The organism is Bacillus sp. 05T22 (assembly GCF_056396765.1).
On record NZ_JBFTMC010000061.1, the window covers coordinates 1 to 25,649 of the forward strand.

General features: G+C 35.7%; 26 protein-coding genes, 3 pseudogenes and 2 riboswitches. Of the genes and pseudogenes, 25 read left to right on the forward strand and 4 right to left on the reverse strand.

The features are described 5' to 3' along the window. Positions 1-105: 105 nt before the first annotated feature. Together AC1DIT_RS17475 and AC1DIT_RS17480 are read right to left on the reverse strand one after the other, a co-directional pair. The gene (locus tag AC1DIT_RS17475) at positions 106-546 is read right to left on the reverse strand and encodes a YaiI/YqxD family protein (protein ID WP_476998321.1); all 441 of its coding nucleotides are present in this window, start codon (positions 544-546) and stop codon (positions 106-108) included. 61 nt (positions 547-607) lie between these two features. Continuing rightward, positions 608-1,195, reverse strand: a pseudogene (locus AC1DIT_RS17480) (MFS transporter); the annotation flags it as partial. Between the two features lie 89 nt (positions 1,196-1,284). Here AC1DIT_RS17480 and AC1DIT_RS17485 point away from each other — a divergent pair. From AC1DIT_RS17485 to cuyA, 6 genes and pseudogenes are all read left to right on the forward strand, one after another. Further along, positions 1,285-2,349 (forward strand): ABC transporter permease, encoded by a 1,065-nt coding sequence (locus AC1DIT_RS17485; protein WP_016115344.1) that lies wholly within the window; start codon positions 1,285-1,287, stop codon positions 2,347-2,349. Next, positions 2,349-3,020 carry an ABC transporter ATP-binding protein gene (locus AC1DIT_RS17490; RefSeq protein ID WP_016115343.1) on the forward strand — a complete coding sequence of 224 codons (672 nt, stop codon included), beginning with the start codon at positions 2,349-2,351 and terminating at the stop codon, positions 3,018-3,020. The genes AC1DIT_RS17485 and AC1DIT_RS17490 overlap by 1 nt, the downstream gene beginning before the upstream one ends. A 131-nt stretch (positions 3,021-3,151) precedes the next feature. After that, positions 3,152-3,463, forward strand: coding sequence for a DUF4260 domain-containing protein (locus AC1DIT_RS17495; protein WP_016133053.1), 312 nt, complete (start codon positions 3,152-3,154; stop codon positions 3,461-3,463). Positions 3,464-3,561: 98 nt separating this feature from the next. Then, entirely contained in the window at positions 3,562-4,323 is a 762-nt protein-coding gene (locus tag AC1DIT_RS17500) for a CPBP family intramembrane glutamic endopeptidase (protein ID WP_016133052.1), read from the forward strand. Positions 4,324-4,478: 155 nt separating this feature from the next. Next, positions 4,479-4,730, forward strand: a pseudogene (locus tag AC1DIT_RS17505) (DUF4073 domain-containing protein); the annotation flags it as partial. Positions 4,731-5,069: 339 nt separating this feature from the next. Further along, positions 5,070-6,065 carry a D-cysteate sulfo-lyase gene (gene cuyA / locus AC1DIT_RS17510; protein ID WP_476998322.1) on the forward strand — a complete coding sequence of 332 codons (996 nt, stop codon included), beginning with the start codon at positions 5,070-5,072 and terminating at the stop codon, positions 6,063-6,065. Between the two features lie 67 nt (positions 6,066-6,132). Here cuyA and AC1DIT_RS17515 read toward each other — a convergent pair whose 3' ends face one another. Then, the gene (locus AC1DIT_RS17515) at positions 6,133-6,477 is read right to left on the reverse strand and encodes a VOC family protein (RefSeq protein WP_016133049.1); all 345 of its coding nucleotides are present in this window, start codon (positions 6,475-6,477) and stop codon (positions 6,133-6,135) included. A 113-nt stretch (positions 6,478-6,590) separates the two neighbouring features. Between AC1DIT_RS17515 and AC1DIT_RS17520 the strand changes: the two genes are divergently transcribed. From AC1DIT_RS17520 to AC1DIT_RS17565, 10 genes and pseudogenes are all read left to right on the forward strand, one after another. Continuing rightward, a complete protein-coding gene (locus tag AC1DIT_RS17520) occupies positions 6,591-8,900 on the forward strand; it encodes an AAA domain-containing protein (protein ID WP_016133048.1) in 2,310 nt (769 codons plus the stop codon). An 86-nt stretch (positions 8,901-8,986) separates the two neighbouring features. After that, positions 8,987-9,091: riboswitch (SAM riboswitch) on the forward strand. A gap of 93 nt (positions 9,092-9,184) precedes the next feature. Continuing rightward, on the forward strand, positions 9,185-10,387 hold the full coding sequence (locus AC1DIT_RS17525) for a M20 family metallopeptidase (RefSeq protein WP_016115334.1): 1,203 nt from the start codon (positions 9,185-9,187) through the stop codon (positions 10,385-10,387). 78 nt (positions 10,388-10,465) lie between these two features. After that, positions 10,466-10,825, forward strand: a pseudogene (locus tag AC1DIT_RS17530) (GNAT family N-acetyltransferase); the annotation flags it as partial. Positions 10,826-10,853: 28 nt separating this feature from the next. Then, positions 10,854-11,351 carry a GNAT family N-acetyltransferase gene (locus AC1DIT_RS17535; RefSeq protein ID WP_016115332.1) on the forward strand — a complete coding sequence of 166 codons (498 nt, stop codon included), beginning with the start codon at positions 10,854-10,856 and terminating at the stop codon, positions 11,349-11,351. A 328-nt stretch (positions 11,352-11,679) separates the two neighbouring features. Then, positions 11,680-12,309 (forward strand): YdcF family protein, encoded by a 630-nt coding sequence (locus AC1DIT_RS17540; RefSeq protein WP_016115331.1) that lies wholly within the window; start codon positions 11,680-11,682, stop codon positions 12,307-12,309. Between the two features lie 171 nt (positions 12,310-12,480). Continuing rightward, a riboswitch (SAM riboswitch) is annotated at positions 12,481-12,570 on the forward strand. Positions 12,571-12,629: 59 nt separating this feature from the next. Then, entirely contained in the window at positions 12,630-13,448 is an 819-nt protein-coding gene (locus AC1DIT_RS17545) for a MetQ/NlpA family ABC transporter substrate-binding protein (protein WP_016115330.1), read from the forward strand. A 13-nt stretch (positions 13,449-13,461) separates the two neighbouring features. Then, the gene (locus AC1DIT_RS17550) at positions 13,462-14,622 is read left to right on the forward strand and encodes an acyl-CoA dehydrogenase family protein (RefSeq protein WP_016115329.1); all 1,161 of its coding nucleotides are present in this window, start codon (positions 13,462-13,464) and stop codon (positions 14,620-14,622) included. A 6-nt stretch (positions 14,623-14,628) separates the two neighbouring features. Further along, entirely contained in the window at positions 14,629-15,390 is a 762-nt protein-coding gene (locus AC1DIT_RS17555; RefSeq protein ID WP_016115328.1) for a methionine ABC transporter ATP-binding protein, read from the forward strand. Beyond that, positions 15,380-16,042: a methionine ABC transporter permease gene (locus tag AC1DIT_RS17560; RefSeq protein WP_016133046.1), complete on the forward strand. Its 663-nt coding sequence runs from the start codon at positions 15,380-15,382 to the stop codon at positions 16,040-16,042. The genes AC1DIT_RS17555 and AC1DIT_RS17560 overlap by 11 nt, the downstream gene beginning before the upstream one ends. 202 nt (positions 16,043-16,244) lie before the next feature. Beyond that, on the forward strand, positions 16,245-16,466 hold the full coding sequence (locus tag AC1DIT_RS17565; RefSeq protein ID WP_016115326.1) for a YdbC family protein: 222 nt from the start codon (positions 16,245-16,247) through the stop codon (positions 16,464-16,466). A 617-nt stretch (positions 16,467-17,083) separates the two neighbouring features. On the opposite strand, the gene AC1DIT_RS17570 is transcribed toward AC1DIT_RS17565, so the two are convergent. After that, entirely contained in the window at positions 17,084-18,232 is a 1,149-nt protein-coding gene (locus AC1DIT_RS17570; RefSeq protein ID WP_016115325.1) for an SH3 domain-containing protein, read from the reverse strand. Between the two features lie 397 nt (positions 18,233-18,629). Between AC1DIT_RS17570 and AC1DIT_RS17575 the strand changes: the two genes are divergently transcribed. From AC1DIT_RS17575 to pcp, 9 genes are all read left to right on the forward strand, one after another. Next, complete coding sequence (locus AC1DIT_RS17575; RefSeq protein ID WP_016115324.1) at positions 18,630-19,313, forward strand: copper homeostasis protein CutC; 684 nt, start codon at positions 18,630-18,632, stop codon at positions 19,311-19,313. Positions 19,314-19,334: 21 nt separating this feature from the next. Further along, positions 19,335-19,889, forward strand: coding sequence for a signal peptidase I (gene lepB, locus AC1DIT_RS17580; protein WP_016115323.1), 555 nt, complete (start codon positions 19,335-19,337; stop codon positions 19,887-19,889). A 171-nt stretch (positions 19,890-20,060) separates the two neighbouring features. Beyond that, positions 20,061-20,828 carry an IclR family transcriptional regulator gene (locus AC1DIT_RS17585; protein WP_016115322.1) on the forward strand — a complete coding sequence of 256 codons (768 nt, stop codon included), beginning with the start codon at positions 20,061-20,063 and terminating at the stop codon, positions 20,826-20,828. Beyond that, positions 20,828-21,535 (forward strand): 5-oxoprolinase subunit PxpB, encoded by a 708-nt coding sequence (pxpB, locus tag AC1DIT_RS17590; protein ID WP_033671314.1) that lies wholly within the window; start codon positions 20,828-20,830, stop codon positions 21,533-21,535. The genes AC1DIT_RS17585 and pxpB overlap by 1 nt, the downstream gene beginning before the upstream one ends. After that, positions 21,532-22,521, forward strand: a complete 990-nt coding sequence (locus AC1DIT_RS17595) for a 5-oxoprolinase subunit C family protein (protein ID WP_016115320.1) — start codon at positions 21,532-21,534, stop codon at positions 22,519-22,521. Before pxpB ends, AC1DIT_RS17595 begins: the two co-directional genes overlap by 4 nt. 20 nt (positions 22,522-22,541) lie before the next feature. After that, positions 22,542-23,300, forward strand: coding sequence for a 5-oxoprolinase subunit PxpA (gene pxpA, locus AC1DIT_RS17600; RefSeq protein ID WP_016115319.1), 759 nt, complete (start codon positions 22,542-22,544; stop codon positions 23,298-23,300). Positions 23,301-23,320: 20 nt separating this feature from the next. After that, on the forward strand, positions 23,321-24,016 hold the full coding sequence (locus AC1DIT_RS17605) for a DUF969 domain-containing protein (RefSeq protein ID WP_476998323.1): 696 nt from the start codon (positions 23,321-23,323) through the stop codon (positions 24,014-24,016). A 1-nt stretch (position 24,017) separates the two neighbouring features. Continuing rightward, positions 24,018-24,980, forward strand: a complete 963-nt coding sequence (locus AC1DIT_RS17610) for a DUF979 domain-containing protein (RefSeq protein WP_016115318.1) — start codon at positions 24,018-24,020, stop codon at positions 24,978-24,980. Positions 24,981-24,995: 15 nt separating this feature from the next. Further along, complete coding sequence (gene pcp / locus AC1DIT_RS17615) at positions 24,996-25,643, forward strand: pyroglutamyl-peptidase I (RefSeq protein ID WP_033671313.1); 648 nt, start codon at positions 24,996-24,998, stop codon at positions 25,641-25,643. The last annotated feature ends 6 nt before the right edge of the window (positions 25,644-25,649 follow it).

Consider the following 25,649-nt stretch of genomic DNA (forward strand, 5'->3'; position numbering starts at 1 on the left):
GTGAGTGTAGTGTAATGTGAGTGTAGTGTAATGCTAAAAAAAGAACTGAAATACTTGTCACAATATTATTTTTCTAGGTTTTCCTTAAAAATGAACGGTTCATTTTTAAAGTGAAATCGCTCTTTTAAAAAGCTCCCTAAATTTCTCCCTATCTTCTGATGTAAATGGTTTTGGCCCCTTTGTACGCTTTCCGCTTTTTCGAGCCATTGCACTCAAATAACGTGTTTGCAACAATTGGTCAATGTTTTCATTTGTATAGCTATACCCATTATGGTGAAGAACCGTACATCCTTTTGCTAAACCTAGCGAAGCAAGACCATAATCTTGCGTAACGATTATATCTCCTTTTGCTGCTAACTTCATAATCCGATAATCTGCAGCATCTGCTCCAGAATCAACATAAATCTTTTCCACCCCTGATGGTTGTTCCGCATTAGAAAAATGAGAAAAGCTAGTARCAAGGAGAACAGGAATTTCAGCATTCGTACCTTCAGAGATAATAATATCTTTTACCGGACAAGCATCTGCATCAACATAAATTTTCATCTTTATCACTCCCATAAATAAGTTCGARTTGATGATAATGGCAGATTTAGCTTTTGTCAAAAGAAGATGCATCTTCTTTATGAGCTGGTATATTTAATAAACTAAATAACAGTGCAGTAATGGCAAATGTGAAGGAGTCTACGAGGTATAGAACAATAGCCCCTAAACTTGCTACTAGGATGCCTGAAACAGCAGTACAAATTAAATCGATCCCTTGATAGGAAAATGAGAAGAGGGAATTTCCTTTTAATAATTGTGTTTTATTCAATAGAAGAGGTAAAGTCTTTGTTTGTACGGGATATGTGAATTGTTCAATAAAAGCTACGATTGGCATAATGATGAGTACAAGTTGGATTGATAACATGTCGAAGTAGTATGTAATAGGGATGATTAGAATTAGAATACATTGTGAAATTTGTGTAATGATGAGAGTGTTTTTTATTGACCATCTATCAACGAATGGGCCAGTAAGAAATTGAAACGCAGAAGGTAATAGTGTAACAAAACCTGCTAAACCCGTGTGAAAGGCATTGCCACCAAGTTTATATACGAGCCACATCGCTGCTACGTAATACAAGCTATCCCCGATGTTTGTGAAAATTCTTCCTAAAAATAGCAGTAAAAAATTTCGGTTTTTTAATATGTCCATTTTTTCTGTAATCTTTTGTTCATATTCCGTTCATATTTCTTTTTTAAGATGAGTACATAGAAAGAAAGAAAGAGGAAGGAGCGAGCGAAATGTTTTTAGCTCTACGTGAATTAAAACAATCAAAATTAAGATATGGATTAATCGGGCTTATTATGGTTTTATTATCATTTTTAGTCCTTGTAATTTCTGGGTTAGCAAATGGTTTATCGTATGATAATGCCTCTTCCATTCAAAATATGGATGCAACAAAATTTGTATTAGCAGATGATGCGGAAAATAAATTACTCCGTTCACAAATAAAGAAAGAAGATGTGGATGATGTAGTAGGGCAAGTAGATGCAAACGATGCTGTGCCATTTCATGTGAAAGTTTCTACGTATGAAAAGAAGGATAGTTCAAAAAAGGTTGATATTGCGATTTTTGCAAGCGAACGTGACACGTTCTTGGAACCAAAGATTGTACAAGGGAACGCATTAGGAACAGCACAAGATGAAATGGTTGCTGACGAATCGATTAAAGAAAAAGGCATAGATATTGGAGATACAATTATCGATCCTGTTTCTAAAAAAGAATTCAAAATCGTTGGCTTTACGAAAGATCAAATGTTTAGTCACACACCTGTTGTTTATGTGAATCAAGATGTATGGGGACAAATTGCGCAGCCAAATCAAAAGGACTATAGTGCAATTGCACTTCGTACGGATAAAGAAGTGAAAAATGCACATGTGATTGAGAAAAAAGAAGTTCTTCAAAGTATCCCAGGGTATAAAGAAGAACAAGGAACATTAACAATGATTATTGCGTTCTTGCTTGTGATTGCTGCTTTATTAATCGGTGTGTTCTTCTATGTCATTACACTACAAAAAACACAACAATTAGGTGTACTAAAAGCGATTGGAACAAAAAATTCGTATTTAGCAAATAGTTTAGTTGTGCAAGCATTATTCCTATCTGTTGTCGCAATGGCGATAAGTATTGTACTCGTAGAAGGTTTGCAAAGAATATTGCCAGAAAGCATGCCGTTTTTATTAACAACGACAATGATTGGTCAATATGCAGGAATCTTTATTGTAATTAGTATTCTTGGAACACTTATTTCCTTATATCAGGTATTAAAAGTTGATGCACTAGAAGCAATTGGAGGTGGCATGTAATGACATCGCTATTAAAATTAGAGGAAGTTAGTAAAGTGTACGGAGAAGGGGATACAGAGGTAACTGCTCTACATCCAATTTCACTTAATGTGAAGGCGGGAGAGTTTATCGGTATTGTTGGCCCTTCTGGATCAGGGAAAAGTACTTTGTTATCAATTGCTGGTGCTTTATTATCACCATCAAAAGGAAATATTTACATTCGTGAACAAAATATTACGCGTTTATCAGAAAAGGAAATGACAGATATTCGTTTAAGAAAAATCGGGTTCATTTTTCAGTTTGCAAATCTTGTTCCCTATTTAAATGTAAAAGAACAATTACTCTACATTGCAAAATTAAAGAAAGAAGACCGAAAAGAATCTGAAAAGCGTGTCGATCATTTGTTAGCTGCATTTGGACTATCTCAGAGAAAAAATCATTATCCAAATCAATTATCTGGCGGAGAAAAACAAAGGGTTGCAATTGCTCGTGCTTTCATGAATAATCCGGATTTAATATTAGCGGATGAACCAACAGCAAGCCTTGATTCAAAACGCGGACGCGAAGTTGTCGAAATGATGAAACGAGAAGTGAAAGAAAGTCAAAAAGCAGCAATTATGATTACGCATGATGAAAGAATGCTGGATGTATGTGATCGTATTTTAACATTACGTGACGGAAAGTTAGTATAGGTATTATAAGAAAARGCACAGGGTGGATTCCTGTGCTTTTTTGTACATGATAATTCGTTTAGACTGGTTTTGGAATTAAATGTTATAATAGTCTTATTATTCCGTTTTTTTATAGAGGAGGAGGATAAAATATGGAGAAAAAAATCATACATATGGAAGGGCTTATTGTCTTAATAGCGACCATTTATATATATGCATTAAATGAATTTAGCTGGTTCATATTCTTCTTGTTGCTTTTAGTACCTGATGTTTCAATGCTAGCATATCTTATTAATAATCGTATTGGTGCGCAGATTTATAACCTGTTTCATACTTACATAGTATCAATATTACTGATTTTGATTGGCTTAATTTGGACAGCTCATATTGGAATGGATCGTCTGTTCGGATATGGTCTTAAATATCAAACGGATTTTAAAGATACGCATATTCAAAAGTTATAAGATACAGTAGGAATAAACGTTTACAATACATATAAATCTTTTTATGTACCAAGCTATATTCATTTTAAAATCTAATCACGACAAAGAGGGATAGGTATATGAATAATGATATGAAACGATATTTAATATGCACGTTCATATTTACATGGATACTCTGGGGACTATTAATTAGCTTGATAAAATGGGACATTACCATATTCGGTACTCCATTAGCAATGATATTGTTTGTTTTCGGAGGTATCATGCCAGCAATTAGTGCAATTAGTTTAAAGAAAAAATATGGATCAAAAGAGGAGTTTAGAGTTTTTATCAAAAACATTGTTAACGCTAAACATCATTTTGCATGGTATATTCTGATCATTGTTCTAGCTTTTATTAGCTGTTATCTGCCAACGCTATTTGGTGGGGCAACGATGCAAAAGCCATTATACGTTGCATTACTTAATTTTCCAATAATGATTATTGGTGGTGGAGTTGAGGAAATCGGATGGAGGGGATTCTTGCAACCTGCACTTCAAAAAAGGTTTTCTTCATTTTTAAGCACCATGATTGTGAGCATAATATGGGCTGTTTGGCACCTGCCGTTATGGTTCATTCCAGGCACTAACCAGACTCAAATAAACTTTATATACTTTATAATCACGATAATTGCCGTATCCTTCATATATACTACAATTTACAATGCAACTAAAAGTATTTTTATGTGTCTAGTTTTCCATGCACTTATGAATTCCTTTTGGAGCGTATACGTGCCAAATGATAAGATTTTACCAGCCTGTTCAACTCTTATCTTTGGAATTTGCGTCTTTATAGTGTATAAATTAGTGATAAAAAGAAAAAGTACCTTATTAACAGGTTAACAAAGATAAAGCAAGGAAACCTATTTCGAGTTTCCCCTCATCAAACCTTACGTCCCCTATTAAGGGATATAACTTACCGACATGTTATATCGTGGATTTTAAATGCGGCTCTCTGGGTACAGTTTTATTTTGCGAACGCTGTCTGAAGCGTGATAAAGCGATTTATTCATGATGGGGAAATGACGCAAATGGAACTCGATGTAATAGCTGATGATAAAAAGAATATTCTTGTCGGTGCAACAGAGTACATGGAATATTCTATAGAAGGAACAAACGAAGGGCATACATATAATGCGGGGAATCCTCCAAAATTTGAAAGGGATCAAACGGTATATGTGCGCCATAAAGGAGAAATGAATTTACATCCAGGTTTAACACAGATTGTTCATTTTTCAGCTAATAAATAGTTTAGAAAAGTAGTATGAAAGTAATAATGTATATCTTCTATATAAAAAGGGCTTTTATGTTATGATAAAGCTCTTTTTTGTGCGTTTATAAAAAAGTGAGTGAAATGTTAGGGGGAATCATGTTTTTTAAATCATTAGAGTCGCTTTACTACGATGAATCAAGTATACTGAGAAATGTTTCCTGAAAATAATTMAGGCTAAAAATCCATTAGGGTTGTTTGGTTACTGAAGACTTTTCTAATAAAAGTGTAAGAGTTATGATTAGTGAACAGATAATGCTTGATGGATATTTGAATTACCATTTTAATTTTAGATAAAGAGTAAATAAGGAGAGTTAGTATGAATTTAGCGARGTTTCCTAGAAAGAAATACACAGAATCATATACGCCAATCGAAAAATTAAATCACTTTTCTGAAGTCCTAGGAGGACCTTCTATTTACTTTAAACGAGATGATTTACTTGGTTTAACAGCTGGTGGAAATAAAACAAGAAAATTAGAATTCCTTGTGGCGGATGCACAGGCGAAAGGTGCAGATACGTTAATTACTGCTGGCGGTATTCAGTCCAATCATTGCCGATTAACATTAGCGGCTGCGGTAAAAGAGAAAATGAAATGCATTCTTGTATTAGAAGAAGGACTTGAACCAGAAGAAAAACCAGACTTTAATGGGAATTACTTCTTATATCATTTATTAGGTGCTGAAAATGTAATCGTTGTGCCAAACGGAACTGACCTTATGGATGAGATGCAAAAAGTGGTCAAAGAAGTAACTGAAAAAGGGCATACACCATACGTCATTCCAGTTGGAGGATCCAATCCTACCGGTGCAATGGGATATATTGCATGTGCAGAGGAAATTATGGCTCAATCGTTTGAGCAAGGGATAGATTTCAATGCGGTTGTTTGTGTAAGTGGTAGCGGTGGCATGCATGCTGGTTTGATTACTGGATTTTATGGAAGACAAACAGGGATCCCGGTAATTGGAATGAATGTGAGCCGCGGAAAAGCTGAACAAGAAGAAAAGGTATGTAAGCTTGTGCAAGAAACTTCAGCGCATGTTGATATTCTAAACAGTATTCCGCGTGAGGCCGTGACATGTTTTGATGAATACGTTGGGCCAGGATACGCTTTACCAACACCTGAAATGGTAGAAGCTGTTCAGCTTTTAGCAAAAACAGAAGGAATTTTACTGGATCCAGTATATACAGGGAAAGCAGGAGCTGGACTGATAGACTTAATCCGAAAAGGTACATTTAAGAAGGAAGATAATGTTTTATTTGTACATTCAGGTGGTTCACCTGCTTTATATGCGAATACATCGCTATTTTCCTAAAATAAAAAATCAGCACCGAAATATGTGGTGCTGATTTTTTATTGGCTATGAATGAAAAGAAGTATAATTACCTCCCCGTCTCAAAAAACTCAATCCATTCCCCACCAGGACCAGAGAAGAAAATGTAACGTGTTCCATCAGGCGATGTTTCAATTGCCTCTTCCAATGAATCTACTTTGAAGCAAATATGGTGTACTTTTCCTCCTGTTGGAAGAGAAGGGTTATAGCCTTCAATTAATTCAAAAATTGTTTCTTGTGATTCTTCTACACCTAAAAAAGCAAGTTGTAAGTTTGGATTTGGATGTCCCATACGTTTGATAAGTTTTAGTCTAACTACTTCTTCATAAAATGAAATAGATGTTTCTAAGTTGGAAACCATGATTCCAACGTGTTCTATTCTTCTTACTGGCATATTGATTTCTTATTTCCATAAATTTCATATGTATCATAATATTGAAAATTAAGAAAATAAGCAAGATAAAAACCTTGCAAATTTTATGACGTTCTATGATATAGTGAGAAAGTATGTTTGGAGAGAAGGAAGGAAATTATTATATGAATACAACTTCGCAAACTCCTTCATTAACGGAAACGATGAAAGAGTGGCATCAGGCGTTAGCATATGAGATTAAACATTGGAAAACGATAGGCGGTAGTAAGCTATCTATTATAAATGGCCGTTTTTTATATACAGATTATGAGAGTACAGTGTATGTATTTCAGCTTATTTCGGAAGTAAGCTTACCTGATGGTACACCAATCCGAATTGAATTTGATGGTGAGGAAGCAACAGGAGAAGTGCTATCTGTACATGGATTAGAAATCGAACTGAAATTAAATGATTATATACAAGGCGAAATAAGAGAAGCGATTTTATATAGTGAACCATGGCAGTTATTAGAGCAATTACAAGAGCGGTTGAAAGAAGTTCGAAAAGATAAGCAAAAGCGTCAGCGTGTAAAACGTCTTTTGGATGGAAAGAGTGCGCCAAAGCATATTGAAAAGATGAAAAATCCGAAGAATGAACTTGCATATCGTTCTTTTTATAATCCGACAACATATGTTTGGGGACCGCCTGGAACAGGGAAATCTTATAACTTATCACGCATTATCTCGGCTCATTATCAAAAAGGAAAATCAGTACTTGTACTTGCTCACAGTAATGCGGCAGTTGATGTATTAATGAGTGAAGTAACAAAGCAAATCGAAAAGAAAGAAAAATGGACACCAGGAGAAATCGTCCGGTATGGATTTAGTCAACATGAACATATACGTAACCATGAAACGTTGCTTGCTTCTAGATTAGTGGAAACAACGAATGGGTCATGGGGAGAAGAAAAGCTCTATTTAGAGGAAATGCGCCAAGATTTACGTCAAAAAATCTTATCTTATAAGGCGACTGCTTCTGATAAGAAACGTATACAAGAAATTGAAGGCGATCTCAGAAAGCAAAGAGCGAAAATTAAAGAGGTAGAAAGAGAATATATTGAAAATGCACAGGTAATTGGTGCAACGCTATCTAAATGCGCAATTGATTCTCTTGTTTATGAACGAACATTTGACTTAGTTGTTGTAGATGAAGTGAGTATGGCATATGTGCCACAAATCGCATTAGCTGCTTCTCTTGGTAAGCGAATTGTCGTTTGTGGTGATTTTTTACAGTTACCTCCAATTACGATGGCAAATCATGAGCTTGTTAGAAAGTGGCTCGGGGAAGATATGTTTTATCATGCGGGGATTGTGCAATCGGTAAATAGTTATGAAAAGCATCCGAATTTATTTATGTTGCAAGAACAAAGACGTATGCATGCAGATATATCTAAATTTACAAACTCATTTATTTATAAGAATAGAGTGTTCGACCATCCTTCTGTTTCGGCAAGGCAAGAATTAGCGAAATTACAGCCGTTTGCAAATGAAGCGACAGCTCTGTTTGATACAAGTTTAATGGGAGCTTATTCTTTAAAAGATGCCGCTTCTGGTTCTCGTTTTAATATTATGTCCGGTTTAGTTGCAATGCAAATGATCTTAATTGGATTATTAGATGGGGTGCAATCGATTGGAGTTGTAACGCCATATCGGGCACAGTCTCGGTTCTTATCAACATTTATAAGAGAAGTATTGCAAAAAACAAAGTATCGAAATACACCTGTTCTAGCAGCGACAGTTCATAAATTTCAAGGATCTGAACGAGACATGATGATATTTGATACGGTAGATAGTTATCCGCAAGAGCGCCCTGGCGTGTTATTCTTTGATCATAAGAATCATCGTCTTGTAAACGTTGCAGTATCAAGGGCAAGAGGGAAGTTCATCCAGTTATCGGATTGTCAGTATATGCGGAAAAACCTTTCTAGAAAACAAGCGCTATCTCACTTAACTGCTCACATAGAAAGACACGGAAATGTATATGATCGTACAACATCGCGTCCATTGTTAGAACGAAAAATTACAAAACGCTTGAGATGGTTTATGCAAATGAATTTGGAAGAGACGAAAGCATTATTAAAAGACATTCTGTCAGCAAAACAAAAAATTATTATTTCGCTTCCAAGTACAAGACAAGTAGATAAAAGGGTATGGCAGGCGTTAATGCGTACAACAGCGCAAGTAACAATCTATAGCGATGGACCAATTCCATTAAAAAATGTGAGAGTACAAAGGCAAAATAAATCACTCCCATTTGTATGTATTGATGATGAAATCTTTTGGGTAGGTGCTCCGTTAACATCGCAAATGATGTTTGAAGGAAGTCCGGAATTCCCTTTTATAAGTGCGAGAATGCATGCACCTGAAACGATTGGCGTTTTAAAAGGTTTTTTAGATATTCGTTAAAATCGGATCGTAATTCCTTGACATTTAGTCGGAATAAAACTAGAATGAAAATAATTTAATGCAATTTTATGAAAATAAAAATGATTTTCTTATCACGAGAGGTGGAGGGACTGGCCCTATGAAACCTCGGCAGCGGATTCGATATGAATACTGTGCCAATTCCAGCAAGTGAAAGACTTGAAAGATAAGAAAGAAGGCCATTTTTGAATCTGTATTTTTTAAGCCTCTTTCTATCTTTTGGAAAGAGGCTTTTTTATGTGCAAATTTAAAGGAGGAATAGGGAAATGGGAACAACACAAGTAACGTCACACCGAAATAGCATTACTGAAAGTATAGAAAGAAATAAAGAAAAATACTTACAAACAAGTCATGATATACATGCGAATCCTGAAATTGGAAATCAAGAATTCTTTGCATCTAGAACATTAAGTTTACTTTTAGGGAGTGCAGGATTTCAGCTTCAGCACAATATAGCAGGGCATGAAACAGGATTTATCGCACGGAAAAGTTCAGGGAAACAAGGACCCATAATTGCCTTTTTAGCGGAGTATGATGCTTTGCCTGGATTAGGCCATGCGTGTGGTCATAATTTAATTGGCACAATAAGCGTTGCGGCAGCGATTGCATTATCGGAAACAATTGAAGAAATTGGTGGTGAAATCGTTGTATTTGGGACACCAGCAGAAGAAGGTGGGCCGAATGGAAGCGCAAAAGCAAGTTATGTGAAAGCAGGTTTGTTTAACAATATTGATGCAGCACTTATGATTCACCCTAGCGGAAAAACAGCAACGACAAGTCCTTCACTAGCAGTTGATCCACTTGATTTTCATTTTTATGGAAAGTCTGCACATGCGGCTGCTTCCCCAGAAGAAGGAATTAATGCGTTAGATGCAATTATTCAGCTTTATAATGGCATTAATGCACTTCGCCAACAACTTCCATCAGATGTGAAAATTCATGGTGTCATTACAGAAGGAGGGAAGGCACCAAATATTATTCCAGATTACGCATCGGCACGTTTCTTTATTCGCGCAGCAACACGTAAAAGATGTGCTGAAGTAACTGAAAAAGTACGAAATATTGCGCAAGGTGCAGCGCTAGCAACAGGAACAACAGTAAAAATTAATCAGTTTCAAAATGAAATCGATGAACTATTAGTGACAAAAACATTTAATGAAGTGGTTGCGGAGGAATTAGAAAACCTTGGTGAAAATGTAAATCGTAAAGAGAGACTTGGAATCGGTTCAACAGATGCAGGAAATGTGAGTCAAGTCGTACCAACGGTTCATCCTTATATTAAAATTGGGCCGGATAATTTAGTTGCACATACGAATGAATTTAGAGAAGCAGCTCGTTCGGAACTTGGCGATAAAGCATTAGTTACATCCGCAAAAGCATTAGCGTATGCAGCATATCGATTAATTACAGAAGAAGGAACGCTTGATCAAATTAAGGAAGAGTTTAAAGAAGCACAGAGAAATCAATAATGTGATTCATATTGTGGAGGTGTTCGTTTGAAATTTTATTTATAATACAGCTAGATACATAGAAAAGGGGAATTGTTCATGCAAATAACAAATGAACGAGCAATGTTACGATTAATAGATACAAATGATGCCGAAAAATTATTTTCAATTGTGGAAGGGAATAAAGAAATATGGACGTATTTAATAGCTAAAATGGATAGCTATCAAGATATGGAGCGATATGTTGAAACGGCAGTAAAACGATATGAAAAGGGAACGGATTTACCATTTGTTGTTATAGATCAAAAAACGAATGAAGTTGTAGGCAGTACACGTTTGTACAGTATTTCAAATAATAACAAAACGGTTGAACTCGGCCAAACTTGGTATCATCCGAGTGTACAACGAACAAGTATGAATACGGAATGTAAGTACATGTTATTGCAATATGCGGTACAAAATGGACCTGTATAAATAGGAGGCAAACATGACAAATATTGAAACAAAAAGACTAAAGATGATTCCTTTTACATTAGAACTTGTTGAGGCAACGATAAAAGGCAGAGAAGAGCTGCAAGAAATCATACCATATAAAATATCTTTAGAATGGCCAATGCCTGATTATAAAGATATTTTACCATGGGTTGCGGAAGGTTTACGGAAAAATCCAAAGCAAAGTAAGTGGAGTGGACTCATTATTCATAAGGAAGACAATATCATTATTGGTGAAATGGGCTGTAAAGGTGCACCGGATTCAACTGGTACAGTGGAGATTGGATATAGTATCGTATCAAATTATCAAGGAAATGGTTATGCGACTGAAATGGCGCGTGCGTTTGTAAAATGGTTGCAGCAGACTGAAGAAGTACAAACAATTCAAGCGGATTGTTTAACGAGTAATGCCGCTTCAAGTAGAGTGTTAGAAAAAGCCGGTTTTACATGTGTGCTTGAAGAACAACATATGAAATATTGGATTGTAAAGTGAAGTGGAAGAGGTATACGTCCCTAAGAGGGAAAAATATACCTCTTTTTCTTACAAAATGATTACTTCTTTTATATACTTTTGTTTCATCATTCCCTTCTGTGAAAAAATTCGTTACAATGGAGTTGTATGAGAAATTTTGTACATAAATTAAATTCATAAAATATGAACCACAAAAAATAGTAAATTAAAAATCCTCTATTTGAATGAAAACCCTTTATAGCACGAATCAATTGTTGAGAAAAGTGCCTTCTTTCAAATGAACTCAAATATAATGATTTAAAATAGATTATTTTTTAGAAGTATGGATAATGCACGGAGGCCAGTACAAATGAAACAAAATAAGAAAAGTAAAAAAAGAAGAGTCTTGCAAGTGTTCTTGCTTATGGTTAGTTCTATCATTCTATTTGTAAGTTATGCAGCTTACGATATTTGGAGTTATCGCTTTAAAACGGATGAGGTGGATACAGATGCTGCTATTGTACTAGGAGCAGCTTCTTGGAACGGAAAACCATCTCCTGTATTTCGTGAAAGAATCAATCATGCGATTTCTTTGTATAAGAATGGAAGTATTAAAAAAATTATTTTTACAGGTGGTACTAAATTTGAAGCAGAGCAGGAAGAAGCACGTACTGCGAAAGCGTATGCATTAAAGCATAACGTAAAGGATGAAGATATATTAATTGAAACACAGTCGCGTTTTACAGAAGATAATTTAAAGAATGCGAAACAGGTTGGAATTGATAATGGCTTACATACGTATACGATTGTAAGTGATCCTCTTCATATGAAGCGAGCGATGAGAATAGCGAAACATATTGGGATAGATGCATATGCATCACCAACGCCAACATCAGCATATAAAACATTAGATACGGAAATTCCATTTTTCTTTAAAGAATTATGTTCTTATATTGGATATGTTGCATCGTTACCTTTGCGTATGTTGAAAGGCGATTAAAAAATAAAGAAAAGGATAGACAAAGGTAGAGTAGTTCTACGAGTCTATCCTTTTCTTTATGCAAATATGCTTTGGATTTTCTATAAATTTACAAATTATAGAAAAAACTTTCAATAAAAACCTTGTATTTTCATCGGAATAGTGACACAATAGAGTGCATAATCAAATATAATCTTATCGAGAGAAGTGGAGGGAACGGCCCAATGAAGCTTCAGCAACCTATCTGTAATAAAAAAGGTGCTAATTCCGAGTAGATAAGAAGGAAAAAAGATGACAACCTTCTTAATATGTAAGGTTGTTTTTTAGTAGGAGGAGAAGGGATGAAACGTTTATTTTTTACACTTGTAAGTATTGTATGTAGTTTATTTATCATTACGGGTTGCACGCAGACATCAGGGGGCGATCAAAAAGAAATTCGTTTAGGTTTTACACCTGGTCCGTACAGTGATCAAGTGAAAAAAGGGGTACAACCGTACTTAGAGAAAAAAGGGTACAAAATTAAAATTGTTGAGTTTAATTCACCAAACGAAACAAATCCAGCATTAACGAATAAGGATATTGATGCAAATATATTTCAAAGTACTGCTTTTATGAAATCTTACGCAAAAGAAAATAATGCGAAAATTTCAAGTATTATTCAAGTTCCATCAGCACCTCAAGGTGTATACTCTGAAAAACATAAATCATTAGATGATTTGAAAGATGGAATGAAGATTGGGGTACCAAATGATCCAGTTAATTTAGAACGGGCATTACGTATGTTAGAAGGGATTGGCTGGGTGAAATTAAAAGAAAATGTAAATATTTTAACAATCTCTGAAAAAGATATAACGTTTAAAAAGAAAGATTTCAAATTAGTACCACTTGAATCACCACAAATCCCAAGGGCAATGAAAGATTTAGATTACGGCATTATTAACGGAAACCTTGTCATTTCATCTGGACATAAGTTAAAAGAGGCACTGGAATTAGAAAAAACACCATCACAACATAGAATTATTGTTACGGTTCGTGATGAAGATAAAGAAAAACAATTTGCGAAAGATTTAATTGAAGCGTACCATTCACCAGAGTTCAAAAAGATGATTCAGTCTGAAGAACAATTTGAAGGGTTTGTGCTTCCTGACTACTTAAAGTAAAGGAGATCTTGACATGACATTATCATTTATAGAAACAGAAGAACAAGTTCTCGTATTGGAGAAGATAACAGAATTCATTCCGCAATTTGCAGGAAGGGAACATCAACTGAGTGAACTAGGCTCTTTTCCTTTTGAAAATATTAAAGACTTACAAAGTATTGGTTATACAAAATTAACTCTTCCGAAGGATTTTGGTGGGAAGGCGATTTCATTATATGATTTTGTTTTATTTCAAGAGAAGATTGCAGAGGGAGATGGAGCAACAGCTTTGTCTATTGGATGGCATCTTGGAATTGTGAAGGAACTTGCGGAAAATCGCTCGTGGAAACCTGAGATGTTTTCTTGGTTTTGTGAAGAAGTAAAAAAAGGCGCCCTTTTTAACAGGGCGGCAACTGAACCGAAGACAGGGAGTCCTACTCGGGGAGGGAAACCAGAAACATTAGCTGTACAAAAAGGCGACAAGTGGATTATAAACGGAAGAAAAACGTTCACAACGATGGCGCCCGTACTTGATTATTTCATCATATCTGCAAGCATTGAAGGGCGAGATGAGATAGGAGAATTTGTGATTCCAAGACATGAAAAGGGTGTGTTGATTGAAGAGACATGGGATAGTGTTGCGATGCGTGGAACGGCTAGCCATGATCTTGTATTACAGAATGTTGAAATCCCACATGAATTTTTTACAGATGTAAAAGGTTCACAGGCGAAACCGAAAGGAATTGGATGGTTACTTCATATACCAGCATGTTATTTAGGGATTGCGCAGGCTGCAAGAAATTATGCGATTGATTTTGCGAAAGCATATCAACCGAATAGTTTAAATCACCCAATTAGTTTGCTTCCAAACGTTAGAAGATTAGTAGGCGAATTAGAGCTGGAACTCTTGCAAGCTCGTACTTTTTTATACCAAGTTGCGAAAAAATATGATGAGGTGGAAAATAAACAATCTTTACAAGCGGAATTAGCAGCAGCGAAATATATTGCGACGAATGCGGCGATATCAATTGTTGATAAGACAATGAGAATTGTAGGGGCAAAAAGCTTATCTGAAAAGAATCCACTGCACCGCTATTATGTAAATGTTCGCGCTGGTTTACACAATCCACCGATGGATGATGTAACACTCTCATTACTAGCAGATGATGCTTTTAAATCAATTGAAAAGGAGTGAGTGAAAATGATAACGCTACGCGATATCAATAAAACGTTTCAGACGAAAGAAGGTTTATTTCACGGTGTAAAATCAGTCTCTCTGCAAATTGAGGAACATGATATATATGGAATTGCTGGATTAAGTGGTGCTGGAAAGTCTACATTATTACGTACAATGAATTTATTGGAAAAACCAGATTCAGGTGCAGTTATTGTAAATGGAAAAGATTTAACAAAGTTATCCAAGAAAGATTTACGAACAGCAAGACAATCAATTGGTATGATTTTTCAGCATTTTCATCTTCTTCATAATAAAAACGTATCGGATAATATTGCTTTACCATTAGAATTGAAATCAGTTTCAAAAGAAGAGAGAGAAAAACGTGTAAGAGAGTGCTTGGAGATTGTTGGCTTAAGTGATAAAGCGCATCATTTTCCTTCTCAACTAAGTGGTGGACAAAAACAGCGTGTTGCGATTGCTCGTGCATTAGCAAATGATCCCAAGGTATTGCTTTGTGATGAACCGACATCGGCACTCGATCCGAAAACGACACGATCTATTTTGCAATTTTTACAAAAGATAAATAAAGAGTTAGGAGTTACAATCGTAATTGTAACGCATGAAATGAATGTAATTAAACAAATTTGTAATAAAGTAGCGGTGATGGAAGAAGGAGAAGTTATTGAATCCTTCCACTTACGTGACCAACATCTAAAACCAACAACAGAAATTGCAAAACTTCTATTAGGTATAGAACAAGAGAGGGGCATTGCACATGTTCAATAATGTTATCCCACTGCTTCCAGAGATTTGGACATCACTTTTACAAACATTATTAATGGTTGGACTTTCAGTTGGAGCAGCAATTATTTTAGGTGCTCCTTTAGGTGTAATTTTATATTTTACAAGTAAAGGACAAATTTTGGAACAAAATATTGTCCATCGTATTTTAAACGGCATTGTAAATATTATTCGCTCATTTCCATTTATCATTTTACTAGTGGCTCTTGTACCACTTACAAGAACCTTATTAGGAACTACAATTGGTCCAATCGCTGCAACGATTCCTTTATCAGTAGCAGCCATTCCCTATTTTGCGAGACTCGTAGAGCAAGCATTACGTGAGGTTCCAAAAGGTGTAATTGAAGCTGCTGAGGCAATGGGAGCGACGCCACTGCAAATTGTGTGGAAAGTATTGCTCGTTGAAGCACGTTCAGGCCTTGTATTAAGCTTAACAGTTTTAACAGTAAGTTTTATTTCCTACTCAGCCATGGCAGGTGTTGTTGGAGGAGACGGTGTCGGCGATTTAGCAATTCGTTTTGGATATTATCGTTTCCAAACAGACGTTATGATTGTTACGGTACTTATGCTTGTTATCCTCGTTCAATCTGTTCAATTCATTGGGAATAGGATTGCTGCAAAAATTGATAAACGGTAAGTATGAAAAAAGGCTTCGGTATACACCGGAGCTTTTTTATAGTGAAAGATGAATTGCTGAGGGTGTTCTGCTAAGTTCAAACAATCAGTGTAGTTCATAATGAATCAGAGGTAGATGTGTGGAAAATTAGCCCTATCGATATAGATATGAGAGAATGTAGGAGATCTAGATAGGGAATATATATTTTAAAGGGGGAATAACAGTGGCGGAAATTAAATTTGATATTAAGGAAACTTTTGGAACTTTATCGCAGTCACCTAAAGGTTGGAATAAAGAGCTTAATTTAATCAGTTGGAACGGAAAAGAGCCAAAATATGATCTGCGTGATTGGGCACCAGAGCATGACAAAATGGGAAAAGGTGTCACATTGACGATTGAAGACTTAAAAGCATTAAAAGATATCTTAAACCGTATGGAGTTATAAAGTAAAACTTTAATCAGTGGGGGGCTATCCCCACTGATTATTAGCTCTCACCAATCGGGCTTTTACGGACAATTCATCTCCCACCTAACTTCTTTGCTTTCACTGAATTTTGAGGCGGGAGTGTTACTATCCGTTAATGCGGGATAAAAACGAAATGATTTGTGCAGAGAAAACCACTTTTGAATCATTATTTCAAAAGTGGCTTTTTGTATATATAGCATTTCATTTTAGAATTATTTTTGTATGGACGTATATGTCAGAAAAGACTATATAATCTTTTCCTCTTTATCTTCTTTTTTGTGATGTTCAGGTACATAGATATATTGGGATACGATAAGGAGAACGCTTATAAAAAATATAGGGAACATACTCGATATAAATAGACCATCAACCTTTAAATTAGTGATTAGACAAACGATAATAATGAGTGATGTAAATAGATGAGAAATGTGTTTTCTTAATCGTATTTTATATATCTCTCGCAATATTTCACAGCATACAAATAGGATGAGCATACTTAAAAAAATTATATTTGTATCATAAATAATAAAACAACAGATTAGGCCGAAAAAAGCTAGGTATTCAATGAGTAATGGAATATTACGTAGCATAAGATGTTACCGTACTAAGTAAGGAAGTGGATCAACGGCATTTGTTTTTTCGAAATTCCATTCCCCATTATGTAATTCGAAATGAAGATGTTGCCCAGTTGAATGTCCAGTATTCCCCATCTGCCCCAACACCTGTCCAGTTTGAACACGATCTCCAGCTTGTACAGATCGGTTTTTCATATGTGCATAAACAGTTGTATATAATTTTCCTTTTATGTAATGAGTGACGAATACGACGTTTCCGTAGCTACTAGAATAGTAGGATTTGATAACTTTTCCAGCAGCTGCAGCACGAATAGGCTTATCTCCAGTTGACGTAAAATCGACACCATAATGCATTTGCCCCCATCTGACTTCGAAGTTTGAGCTAACTTGTCCTTGTGTTGGAAATTTAAAAACAGCAGGTATAGAAGGGGATGTAGACTTTTCTTGCTGCTTATTTTGTAATACATATTGCTTTGCAACATATCCATATCCAGAGCCAAAATGAATTTTATACCATGTACCTACTGTGCCTACTACTTGTATTTGTGTCCCATTTTGCAAGGAACCAATAACAGCAGTATTTGTTCCTGCACCATTTCTTACCCTTAGTTTAGGGATTGCAACATAATAAGAATTATTTTGTATAGTGATTCCTTTAACGAATGGTTGTGAGTTATGTGATATAAATTCTTTTTTTACATATCCTATTTTTCCGTTGTAAGAGATGAGATACCAGTCATTAAGTGTTTCTTGAACGGAGATAAATGTCCCATTTGGTAATACGTCAAGGATTGATGATTGTATACTTGGTTCTGAACGAAGGTTTAAGGCGCTTGCATTTACGATATGTTGGTTACGCTGTTGATTTAATTTCGCCAAAGATAAATTAGATTTTTGTATGTAACCAATTTTGTTTTGAGCGTTTACTTTATACCAGTCACGTGTAGTTTCGAGAATGGTAACAGGTGTATTGTATGAAATACTGCCAAGGGAATCACCATTTGTTGTATTTTCTTGATATAGTTGGACTTTATCAAGTTTTACATATCCGATTTTTACATTGTTTTTTGGTTGTACAGCAGCTGTTTTCATATCCGCTTCAGTAATTGATGGGAGAAGAGAAGTGATTGCGACAGTTGCTGCTGTCAATGTTGTAACTTTCATATTCATCGTATAATGAGCCCCCTTGTATAATTTGTGGTAAAATTTTGAATTATATTAAAAGAATAACAGAAATATAAAGATTATGGAAATAAATGAAAGGGATTTTTGTTTTTCTCAACATAAGATTTATTCGTACGATAATATTTAGAGAAATCTATGGAAGGGTTGATAGTTTAAATGAGGCGTGAAAGTTATCCGATATTTTTTAAGAAGATCAGCTGTTTTATAGAATTCGCAGACTTCATGTGATAAACGTAACAATTTTGAGAAAGTAATAAATCTGTTAAGGAGTTTCGAAATCTTTCTTTTCAATTCCTTTTTTTATGTTTTATATGAGAAACCTAGGTTTCTTATTTATGCTGCGGTATAATAATGTGGAAAAAGTACGAAAAGGGGTAGTTTCATGCTAGAAGTCATTGCAACTTGTTTAGAAGATGTGAAGCAAATTGAAAAAGCTGGTGGAAATCGAATTGAGCTAATTTCAGCATATACAGAAGGTGGATTAACGCCAAGTTATGCTTTTATAAAAACAGCGGTGAAAGCAGCAAACATACCTATCCATGTTATGATTCGTCCCCATGCTAAGTCATTTATATATACAACAGAAGAAATCGAAATGATGAAAGAAGATATTTTAATTGCACAAGAACTTGGTGCAGCAGGTGTTGTTTTAGGTGTATTAAATGAGCAGAATCAAATTGATGAAAAAAAATTAGCTAATTTATTATCTGTTGTAGATGGGATTAACATCACATTTCATCGTGCGATAGATGAAGTGGATGATCTTATTGGTGCAGTTAAAACATTACGTAATTTTGAAAAGATAACTCATATTTTAACTTCTGGTGGTCAAGGGACGATAGAAGAAAATATACCTGTGCTTCATGAAATGCAAAGAGTAAGTAAAGGGGATATTCAGCTCATTGTTGGAAGTGGTGTGACAAAAGAAAATATAAAGCGACTATTGAACGAAACAGGAATTTCAGAAGCACATGTTGGTACTGCAGTCCGAGAAGGTAAATCTTGTTTTGCTGAAGTAGATCAAAAATCTGTACAAGATTTAGTGGTATTAACAAAATCATTATAATACTAGAGAAGAGGGAAAAAGATGGAGAAAAGCAAGAAAAAAGAAATCGTTTCATGGGTTAAAACAATAGGGATTACACTAGGAATCGCTTTAATTGTACGTGGTATTTTATTTACTCCTTCACTCGTACAAGGTGAGTCTATGATGCCTACTTTAGAAAATAACGAGCGTGTACTTGTAAATAAAATTGGTTTTAATGTACAAGGATTAAATCGTTTTGATATTATCGTTTTTCATGGAAAAGAAGGATATGATTTAGTGAAGCGAGTAATTGGCTTACCAGGAGATACGATTGAATATAAAAACGACGTATTGTACGTGAATGGAAAAGCGGTTGATGAACCATATTTAGCAGATTATAAGGCCGAGGTATCGAAAGGGAAATTAACTCCTGATTTTACATTAGAACAAAAAACTGGGAAAACAAAAGTTCCAGAAGGTCAAGTGTTTGTGTTAGGAGATAATCGTCAAGTTTCAAAAGATAGTCGCATGTTTGGGTTTATTTCAGAAGATCAAATTGTTGGAAAAGGTGAAGCGGTATTTTGGCCACTGCAACAAGTAAGAGCGTTGCATTAAAGAGAGAGTTTACGTATACGCGTTAAAAAAGCATTGAATTTTACTTTCAATGCTTTTTTTATTTGAGAAAAATATTGTTTAAATAGAAAGAATATTTTATAATTTTAAATTATATATTTGTTTCAAAAAACGGAATTATTGTTCCGAATTACGGAACTTAGGGGAGCTAGGATGAGTGTAAATAAAACGGCAGTAAAGACGATGGATATTTTAGAACTATTTTATGGACATGAAGAGCTAACGTTAACGGAAATGGTTCATCAGACTGGAATGCCTAAAACATCTGTATACCGTTTAATTGGTTCGCTTGAAGAAATGGGATTTTTACAAAAGACAACAAGGGGAACATATAGGCTTGGATTAGTATTTTTAAGGTTCGGTCAACTCGTTTCGAAGCGATTGTCAGTACGAAATATTGCAAAGCCATATATGAAAAAGCTTAGAGACTCTCTTGGTCAAGCTGTCAATTTAATTATTCAAGATGCGAATGAGGCAATTTATATTGAAAAAATGGATGGAGATCAACCAGTAAGAGTATACACAGAGATAGGACGGCGAGCTCCTTTATATGCCGGAGCATGTCCGCGTATTTTACTTTCGTATTTTTCGGAAGACGATCAAATGCAGTATATAGAGAAAGTGCAATTACAACGATTTGCAGATGGAACGATAGTGGATAAAGAAGAGTTGCAAAGCCTATTATGTAAGGCTAAAAGAGAAGGATATACGATAAGTTATTCGGAACTTGAGAATCATACAGCTGCAATTGCAGCCCCTATTTTTGCAAGTGATGGTAGTGTAATAGCTGGTATTAGTATTTCGGGATTAGAAATAGAGTATAATGAATCGACAATTCCAAACTTTATTACAAAAGTAAAAGAAACAGCGTATCAAATTTCGAAAGAACTTGGCTGGATAGGTGAAAAGGAAGGTATATGATGAAATTTTCAGCACTAGGGGATCAAGCAGTTGTTGTTACGTTTGGAGAAAAAATTGATTTGGATATATATGAAAAAGTGCAAAATTTACACCGACTATTAAAGGGGAATCCATTTCTTGGAATGGTTGAGTGTGTACCTTCTTTTACTTCTTTAACGGTTTACTATGATGTATATAAGTTATGGAGGAAAAATGAAAGAAAGGTAGTACCGTATGAGTTTGTATGTGAATACATGAAGCGATTGTTTAGTCATAATCAAAATAAAACACAAAAACAATATGATTGTATTTCAATTCCAGTTTGTTATGGCGGGAAATATGGACCTGATTTAGAAGAAGTTGCGGCGTATCATGGGTTATGTGCAAGTGAGGTGATTCGTCTTCATAGTGAAGTGACTTATTTTGTTTATATGTTAGGATTTACACCAGGCTTTCCATATTTGGGTGGTATGCCCAAAGAGCTAGAAACACCTAGAAAGCAAACACCACGTTTACAAATAACACCTGGTTCAGTTGGAATTGGTGGAAGTCAAACTGGAATATATCCATTAGAAACACCAGGCGGCTGGAATATTATTGGCCGAACACCGATTGCGTTGTTTCAGCCAAATGAAGAAAAGCCTACATATGTGCAGAGCGGAATGTATTTACGTTTTATCCCAATAACAGAGGAAGAGTACCTGGTTATGGAGGGAGCTAGGAAATGAATGTTGAGGTTTTACATGCTGGGATGTTTACAACTGTTCAAGATTTAGGAAGGTATCACTATCAACAATATGGTGTGCCTGTTGGCGGTGCTATGGATCAGGCAGCATTAAGAGTGATAAATATGTTAGTTGGAAATGAAGAGAATGAAGCTGGATTAGAAATTACAATGATGGGACCAAAGCTTCTTATAAAGAAAACGACATTGCTAGCAATTGGTGGTGCGAATATGGAGCCTCTGTTAAATGGAGAACCCATTCCATTGTGGCGACCAGTTTCAGCGAAAGAAGGTAGCATGCTTTGCTTCGGGAAGACGCAGTTTGGGTGTAGGACATATGTGACATTTGCAGGTGGAATTGATGTTGCAAGTAGTATGGGAAGCAAAAGTACATATGTAAAAGCAGCTATAGGTGGGCTAGAAGGACGAGCGCTTAAAAAGGGCGACCTTTTTCAAATTGGTACRCCATCAAAATTTGCTACTTGTATGATAAAGAAATTGATGGATGAAGGCAGAATAGAAACATGTTGGGGTATATGTAATCATGTTCTACCCAAATATAGTCGCAGCCCAATCATTCGTGTTATTCCAGGTTTTGAATGGGATCAATTTAAGAGCGAGAGTTTAGAGTCGTTTTTTACAAAGGAATATAAAGTTTCCAATTATGCTGACCGTATGGGCTATCGATTTGAAGGTGAAAAATTAAAAAGAATAGAACAATCTGAGATTCTATCAAGTGCAGTTACATTTGGAACAATCCAAGTGCCATCTGGTGGTCATCCAATCATCTTAATGGCAGATAGACAAACGACAGGTGGATATCCGCTAATTGGTAATGTCATATCAGTTGATTTACCTATTCTTGCGCAATTGAAACCAGGTGATTATGTCACGTTTGCAAAGACTTCTATAACAGAAGCGACGGAGCTTTACATCGAGCAAGAACAAAATATGAATCTATTAAAGAAGTTCATCGCTTTACAAGCGTAAAGCAGGAGGAGAGATAGCGTATGGTTACCGTTGACTTAAATTGTGATTTAGGAGAAGGATTTGGTGCATATAAGATAGGAAACGATGATAAAATTCTTCCGTTTGTTTCATCAGTAAATATTGCATGCGGTTTTCATGCTGGTGATCCAACTGTCATGCGTCAAACTGTTGAAAAAGCATTGTACCACAATGTGGAAATAGGAGCACATCCAGGGTTTCCGGACTTAATTGGATTTGGTAGAAGAATGATGTATATTTCGCCAGAAGAGGTCTATGATTATGTTTTATATCAAATAGGGGCATTAGATGGATTTATAAGAGCGGCAGGAGGAAGGATGCATCATGTAAAACCGCACGGTGCACTTTATAATATGGCAGCCACTGATCAAGAGATTGCGGATGCAATTGCAAAAGCAATTTATCATATAAATCCAGATTTATTTCTGTATGGATTAGCGAATAGTAAATTTATACAAGCAGCTGAAAAATATGAACTGAAACTCGTGCAGGAAGCATTTGCCGATCGTACGTATCAATTAGATGGAACATTAACAAGCCGAACAGAAGAAAATGCACTCATAAAAAATGAAGATATAGCAATTGAACAAGTGTTGCAGATGGTTAAGGAAAGAAATGTAAAAGCAGTTGGTGGAAAGATTATCAATATCGATGCACAAACAATTTGCATACACGGTGATGGTGAGCATGCAGTTCAATTTGCAGAAAGAATATACAGAACATTTAGATTAAATAATGTTTCTATTTGTGCACCAAAGTAGAATAAGGAGGAGATACATAGATGTTGAAACTAATTGGAATATTGCTTGTAGCTGTTGGATTTTTATTTCGCCTTAATACGTTATTGGTTGTAATGGTTGCAGGAATTGTTACTGGTATGGTTGCGGGGATGAGTTTTTATGATGTCATAAGTATGTTTGGAAAGTTTTTTATAGAAAACCGATATATGTCTATGCCAATATTATTAACTTTGCCTGTAATTGGAATTTTAGAACGATATGGGCTGAAGGAACGTGCAGAAGCATTGATATCAAAATCTAAGGGAGCAACGACTGGTAGAGTATTAATGTCATATTTTACAATTCGTGAGGCTTCGGCAGCGGTAGGACTAAATATTGGGGGACATGCTCAAACAGTAAGGCCTCTTGTTGCACCGATGGCAGAAGGTGCAGCTCATGGACGTTATGGAAAACTACCAGAAAAATTAAAAGAAAAGATTAAAGCGAATGCAGCGGCWGCTGAAAATACRGCGTGGTTTTTYGGWGAAGATATTTTAATCGCAACAGGAGCGATTTTATTAATGAAAGGATTCTTCGATTCWGTAGGWATGCATGTTGGTGTGTGGGATATGGCGCTTTGGGGAATTCCTACGGCAATCTCAGCTTTTATTGTAAGTTGGATTCGTTTTAAACAATTCGATAAGTATATTGAAAAAACGATGAAAAAAGAAGAAAGCCAACAAAAGGAGGCGATATAGGATGAATATTATTACACTTGATACAATCTATTATTTATTAGGTATTATTGTTGCCTTTGTCGCGATTCGTGTCGCTTTTGATCGTCAACATCCAAATCGCTTTGGTTCTAGTTTATTTTGGGCATTATTTTCTATTACATTTTTATTTGGAAATATGATTCCATCATTTTATATCGGTTGTATTGTATTAGCGATGGTCATTTTAGCATCATTGAATAAAGTAACGAAGTCCGATGAAAAAGAAGCACCTACTGAAGAACGAGTGAAACATGCAGAAAAACTGAGAAATAAAATTTTTATGCCCGCTATTTTAATTCCTATTTTTACGATTATTGGTACTTTAACTTTAGGAAAGCTAAAGTTTGGAAATGTATTTCTTGTTGATCCTGAGAAAGTCACATTAATTGCATTAGCTCTTGGGGCATTGCTTGCTTTTGTAGCAGCAATGGGAATCACAAAAGCAAAAATAACAGCCCCTGTACAAGAGGGAAGCAGATTATTACAAGCTGTCGGCTGGGCAGTTATTTTACCACAAATGTTAGCTGCGCTTGGCGGTATTTTTGCAAAGTCTGGTGTGGGTCAAGTTGTCTCAGATTTAGTAGGACAAGTATTGCCGACAGAGTATCCATTCGTTGCTGTTATGGCATATTGTTTAGGTATGATGTTGTTTACAGTTGTAATGGGGAATGCCTTTGCCGCATTTGCTGTTATTACAGGAGGAATTGGTTTACCGCTTATCGTTCAAATGCATGGTGGTAATCCAGCGATCATGGCCGCGCTTGGAATGTTTGCAGGGTACTGCGGTACATTGATAACACCAATGGCTGCAAATTTTAATATTGTACCAGCAATGCTATTAGAATTAAAAGATAAAAATGCGGTAATTAAAGCCCAAGCACCAATTGCTATTACCATTTTTGTTATTAATATGTTCATCATGTATGGGCTCGTATATCGATTTTAGTAAGGAGTGGGAATGATGAAGACAGTATTGTTAACAGGGTTCGAACCTTTTGGTGGAGAGGAGATTAATCCTGCCTGGGAAGTTGCAAAGCAGCTTGATGGACAAAGCTTTGGAGATTACAAGATTGTTAGTAAACAAGTTCCAACTGTGTTTCATAAATCATTACAAGTGTTAAAGTCTTATATGGAAGAAATAGAACCGGAGCTTGTTATATGTATCGGGCAAGCAGGAGGACGTCCAGATATTACAGTGGAACGAGTTGCAATAAATGTAGATGATGCAAGAATCACTGACAATGAAGGAAACCAACCGGTTGATGTATCTATTGTAGAAGGGGGGCCCGTTGCGTATTGGTCTACACTTCCTATAAAAGCTACTGTAAAAAAACTTCGGGAAGAAGGAATACCAGCTTCTGTTTCTCAAACTGCAGGTACATTTGTTTGTAATCATCTCTTTTATGGACTTATGGACATTTTAGCAAAAAGTGAAAACGGGGTTCGTGGTGGTTTTATACATATTCCATTTTTGCCAGAGCAAGCAAGTAAACATCCTGGACAACCGAGTATGTCGCTTTCAACTATTACAACTGGAATTGAATTATTGGTACGGGTCGCATTAGAGGTAGAAACGGATATTATAGAATGTGGCGGGACCACACACTAAGCAAAA

Bases quoted from the DNA above. Each gene is read 5' to 3' on its own strand.
- AC1DIT_RS17485 (WP_016115344.1), top strand. From the start codon at position 1,285: ATGTTTTTAGCTCTACGTGAATTAAAACAATCAAAATTAAGATATGGA.
- AC1DIT_RS17490 (WP_016115343.1), top strand. From the start codon at position 2,349: ATGACATCGCTATTAAAATTAGAGGAAGTTAGTAAAGTGTACGGAGAA.
- AC1DIT_RS17495 (WP_016133053.1), top strand. From the start codon at position 3,152: ATGGAGAAAAAAATCATACATATGGAAGGGCTTATTGTCTTAATAGCG.
- AC1DIT_RS17500 (WP_016133052.1), top strand. From the start codon at position 3,562: ATGAATAATGATATGAAACGATATTTAATATGCACGTTCATATTTACA.
- AC1DIT_RS17515 (WP_016133049.1), bottom strand. From the start codon at position 6,477: ATGCCAGTAAGAAGAATAGAACACGTTGGAATCATGGTTTCCAACTTA.
- AC1DIT_RS17520 (WP_016133048.1), top strand. From the start codon at position 6,591: ATGTTTGGAGAGAAGGAAGGAAATTATTATATGAATACAACTTCGCAA.
- AC1DIT_RS17525 (WP_016115334.1), top strand. From the start codon at position 9,185: ATGGGAACAACACAAGTAACGTCACACCGAAATAGCATTACTGAAAGT.
- AC1DIT_RS17535 (WP_016115332.1), top strand. From the start codon at position 10,854: ATGACAAATATTGAAACAAAAAGACTAAAGATGATTCCTTTTACATTA.
- AC1DIT_RS17540 (WP_016115331.1), top strand. From the start codon at position 11,680: ATGAAACAAAATAAGAAAAGTAAAAAAAGAAGAGTCTTGCAAGTGTTC.
- AC1DIT_RS17545 (WP_016115330.1), top strand. From the start codon at position 12,630: ATGAAACGTTTATTTTTTACACTTGTAAGTATTGTATGTAGTTTATTT.
- AC1DIT_RS17550 (WP_016115329.1), top strand. From the start codon at position 13,462: ATGACATTATCATTTATAGAAACAGAAGAACAAGTTCTCGTATTGGAG.
- AC1DIT_RS17555 (WP_016115328.1), top strand. From the start codon at position 14,629: ATGATAACGCTACGCGATATCAATAAAACGTTTCAGACGAAAGAAGGT.
- AC1DIT_RS17560 (WP_016133046.1), top strand. From the start codon at position 15,380: ATGTTCAATAATGTTATCCCACTGCTTCCAGAGATTTGGACATCACTT.
- AC1DIT_RS17570 (WP_016115325.1), bottom strand. From the start codon at position 18,232: ATGAATATGAAAGTTACAACATTGACAGCAGCAACTGTCGCAATCACT.
- AC1DIT_RS17575 (WP_016115324.1), top strand. From the start codon at position 18,630: ATGCTAGAAGTCATTGCAACTTGTTTAGAAGATGTGAAGCAAATTGAA.
- lepB (WP_016115323.1), top strand. From the start codon at position 19,335: ATGGAGAAAAGCAAGAAAAAAGAAATCGTTTCATGGGTTAAAACAATA.
- AC1DIT_RS17585 (WP_016115322.1), top strand. From the start codon at position 20,061: ATGAGTGTAAATAAAACGGCAGTAAAGACGATGGATATTTTAGAACTA.
- pxpB (WP_033671314.1), top strand. From the start codon at position 20,828: ATGAAATTTTCAGCACTAGGGGATCAAGCAGTTGTTGTTACGTTTGGA.
- pxpA (WP_016115319.1), top strand. From the start codon at position 22,542: ATGGTTACCGTTGACTTAAATTGTGATTTAGGAGAAGGATTTGGTGCA.
- AC1DIT_RS17610 (WP_016115318.1), top strand. From the start codon at position 24,018: ATGAATATTATTACACTTGATACAATCTATTATTTATTAGGTATTATT.
- pcp (WP_033671313.1), top strand. From the start codon at position 24,996: ATGAAGACAGTATTGTTAACAGGGTTCGAACCTTTTGGTGGAGAGGAG.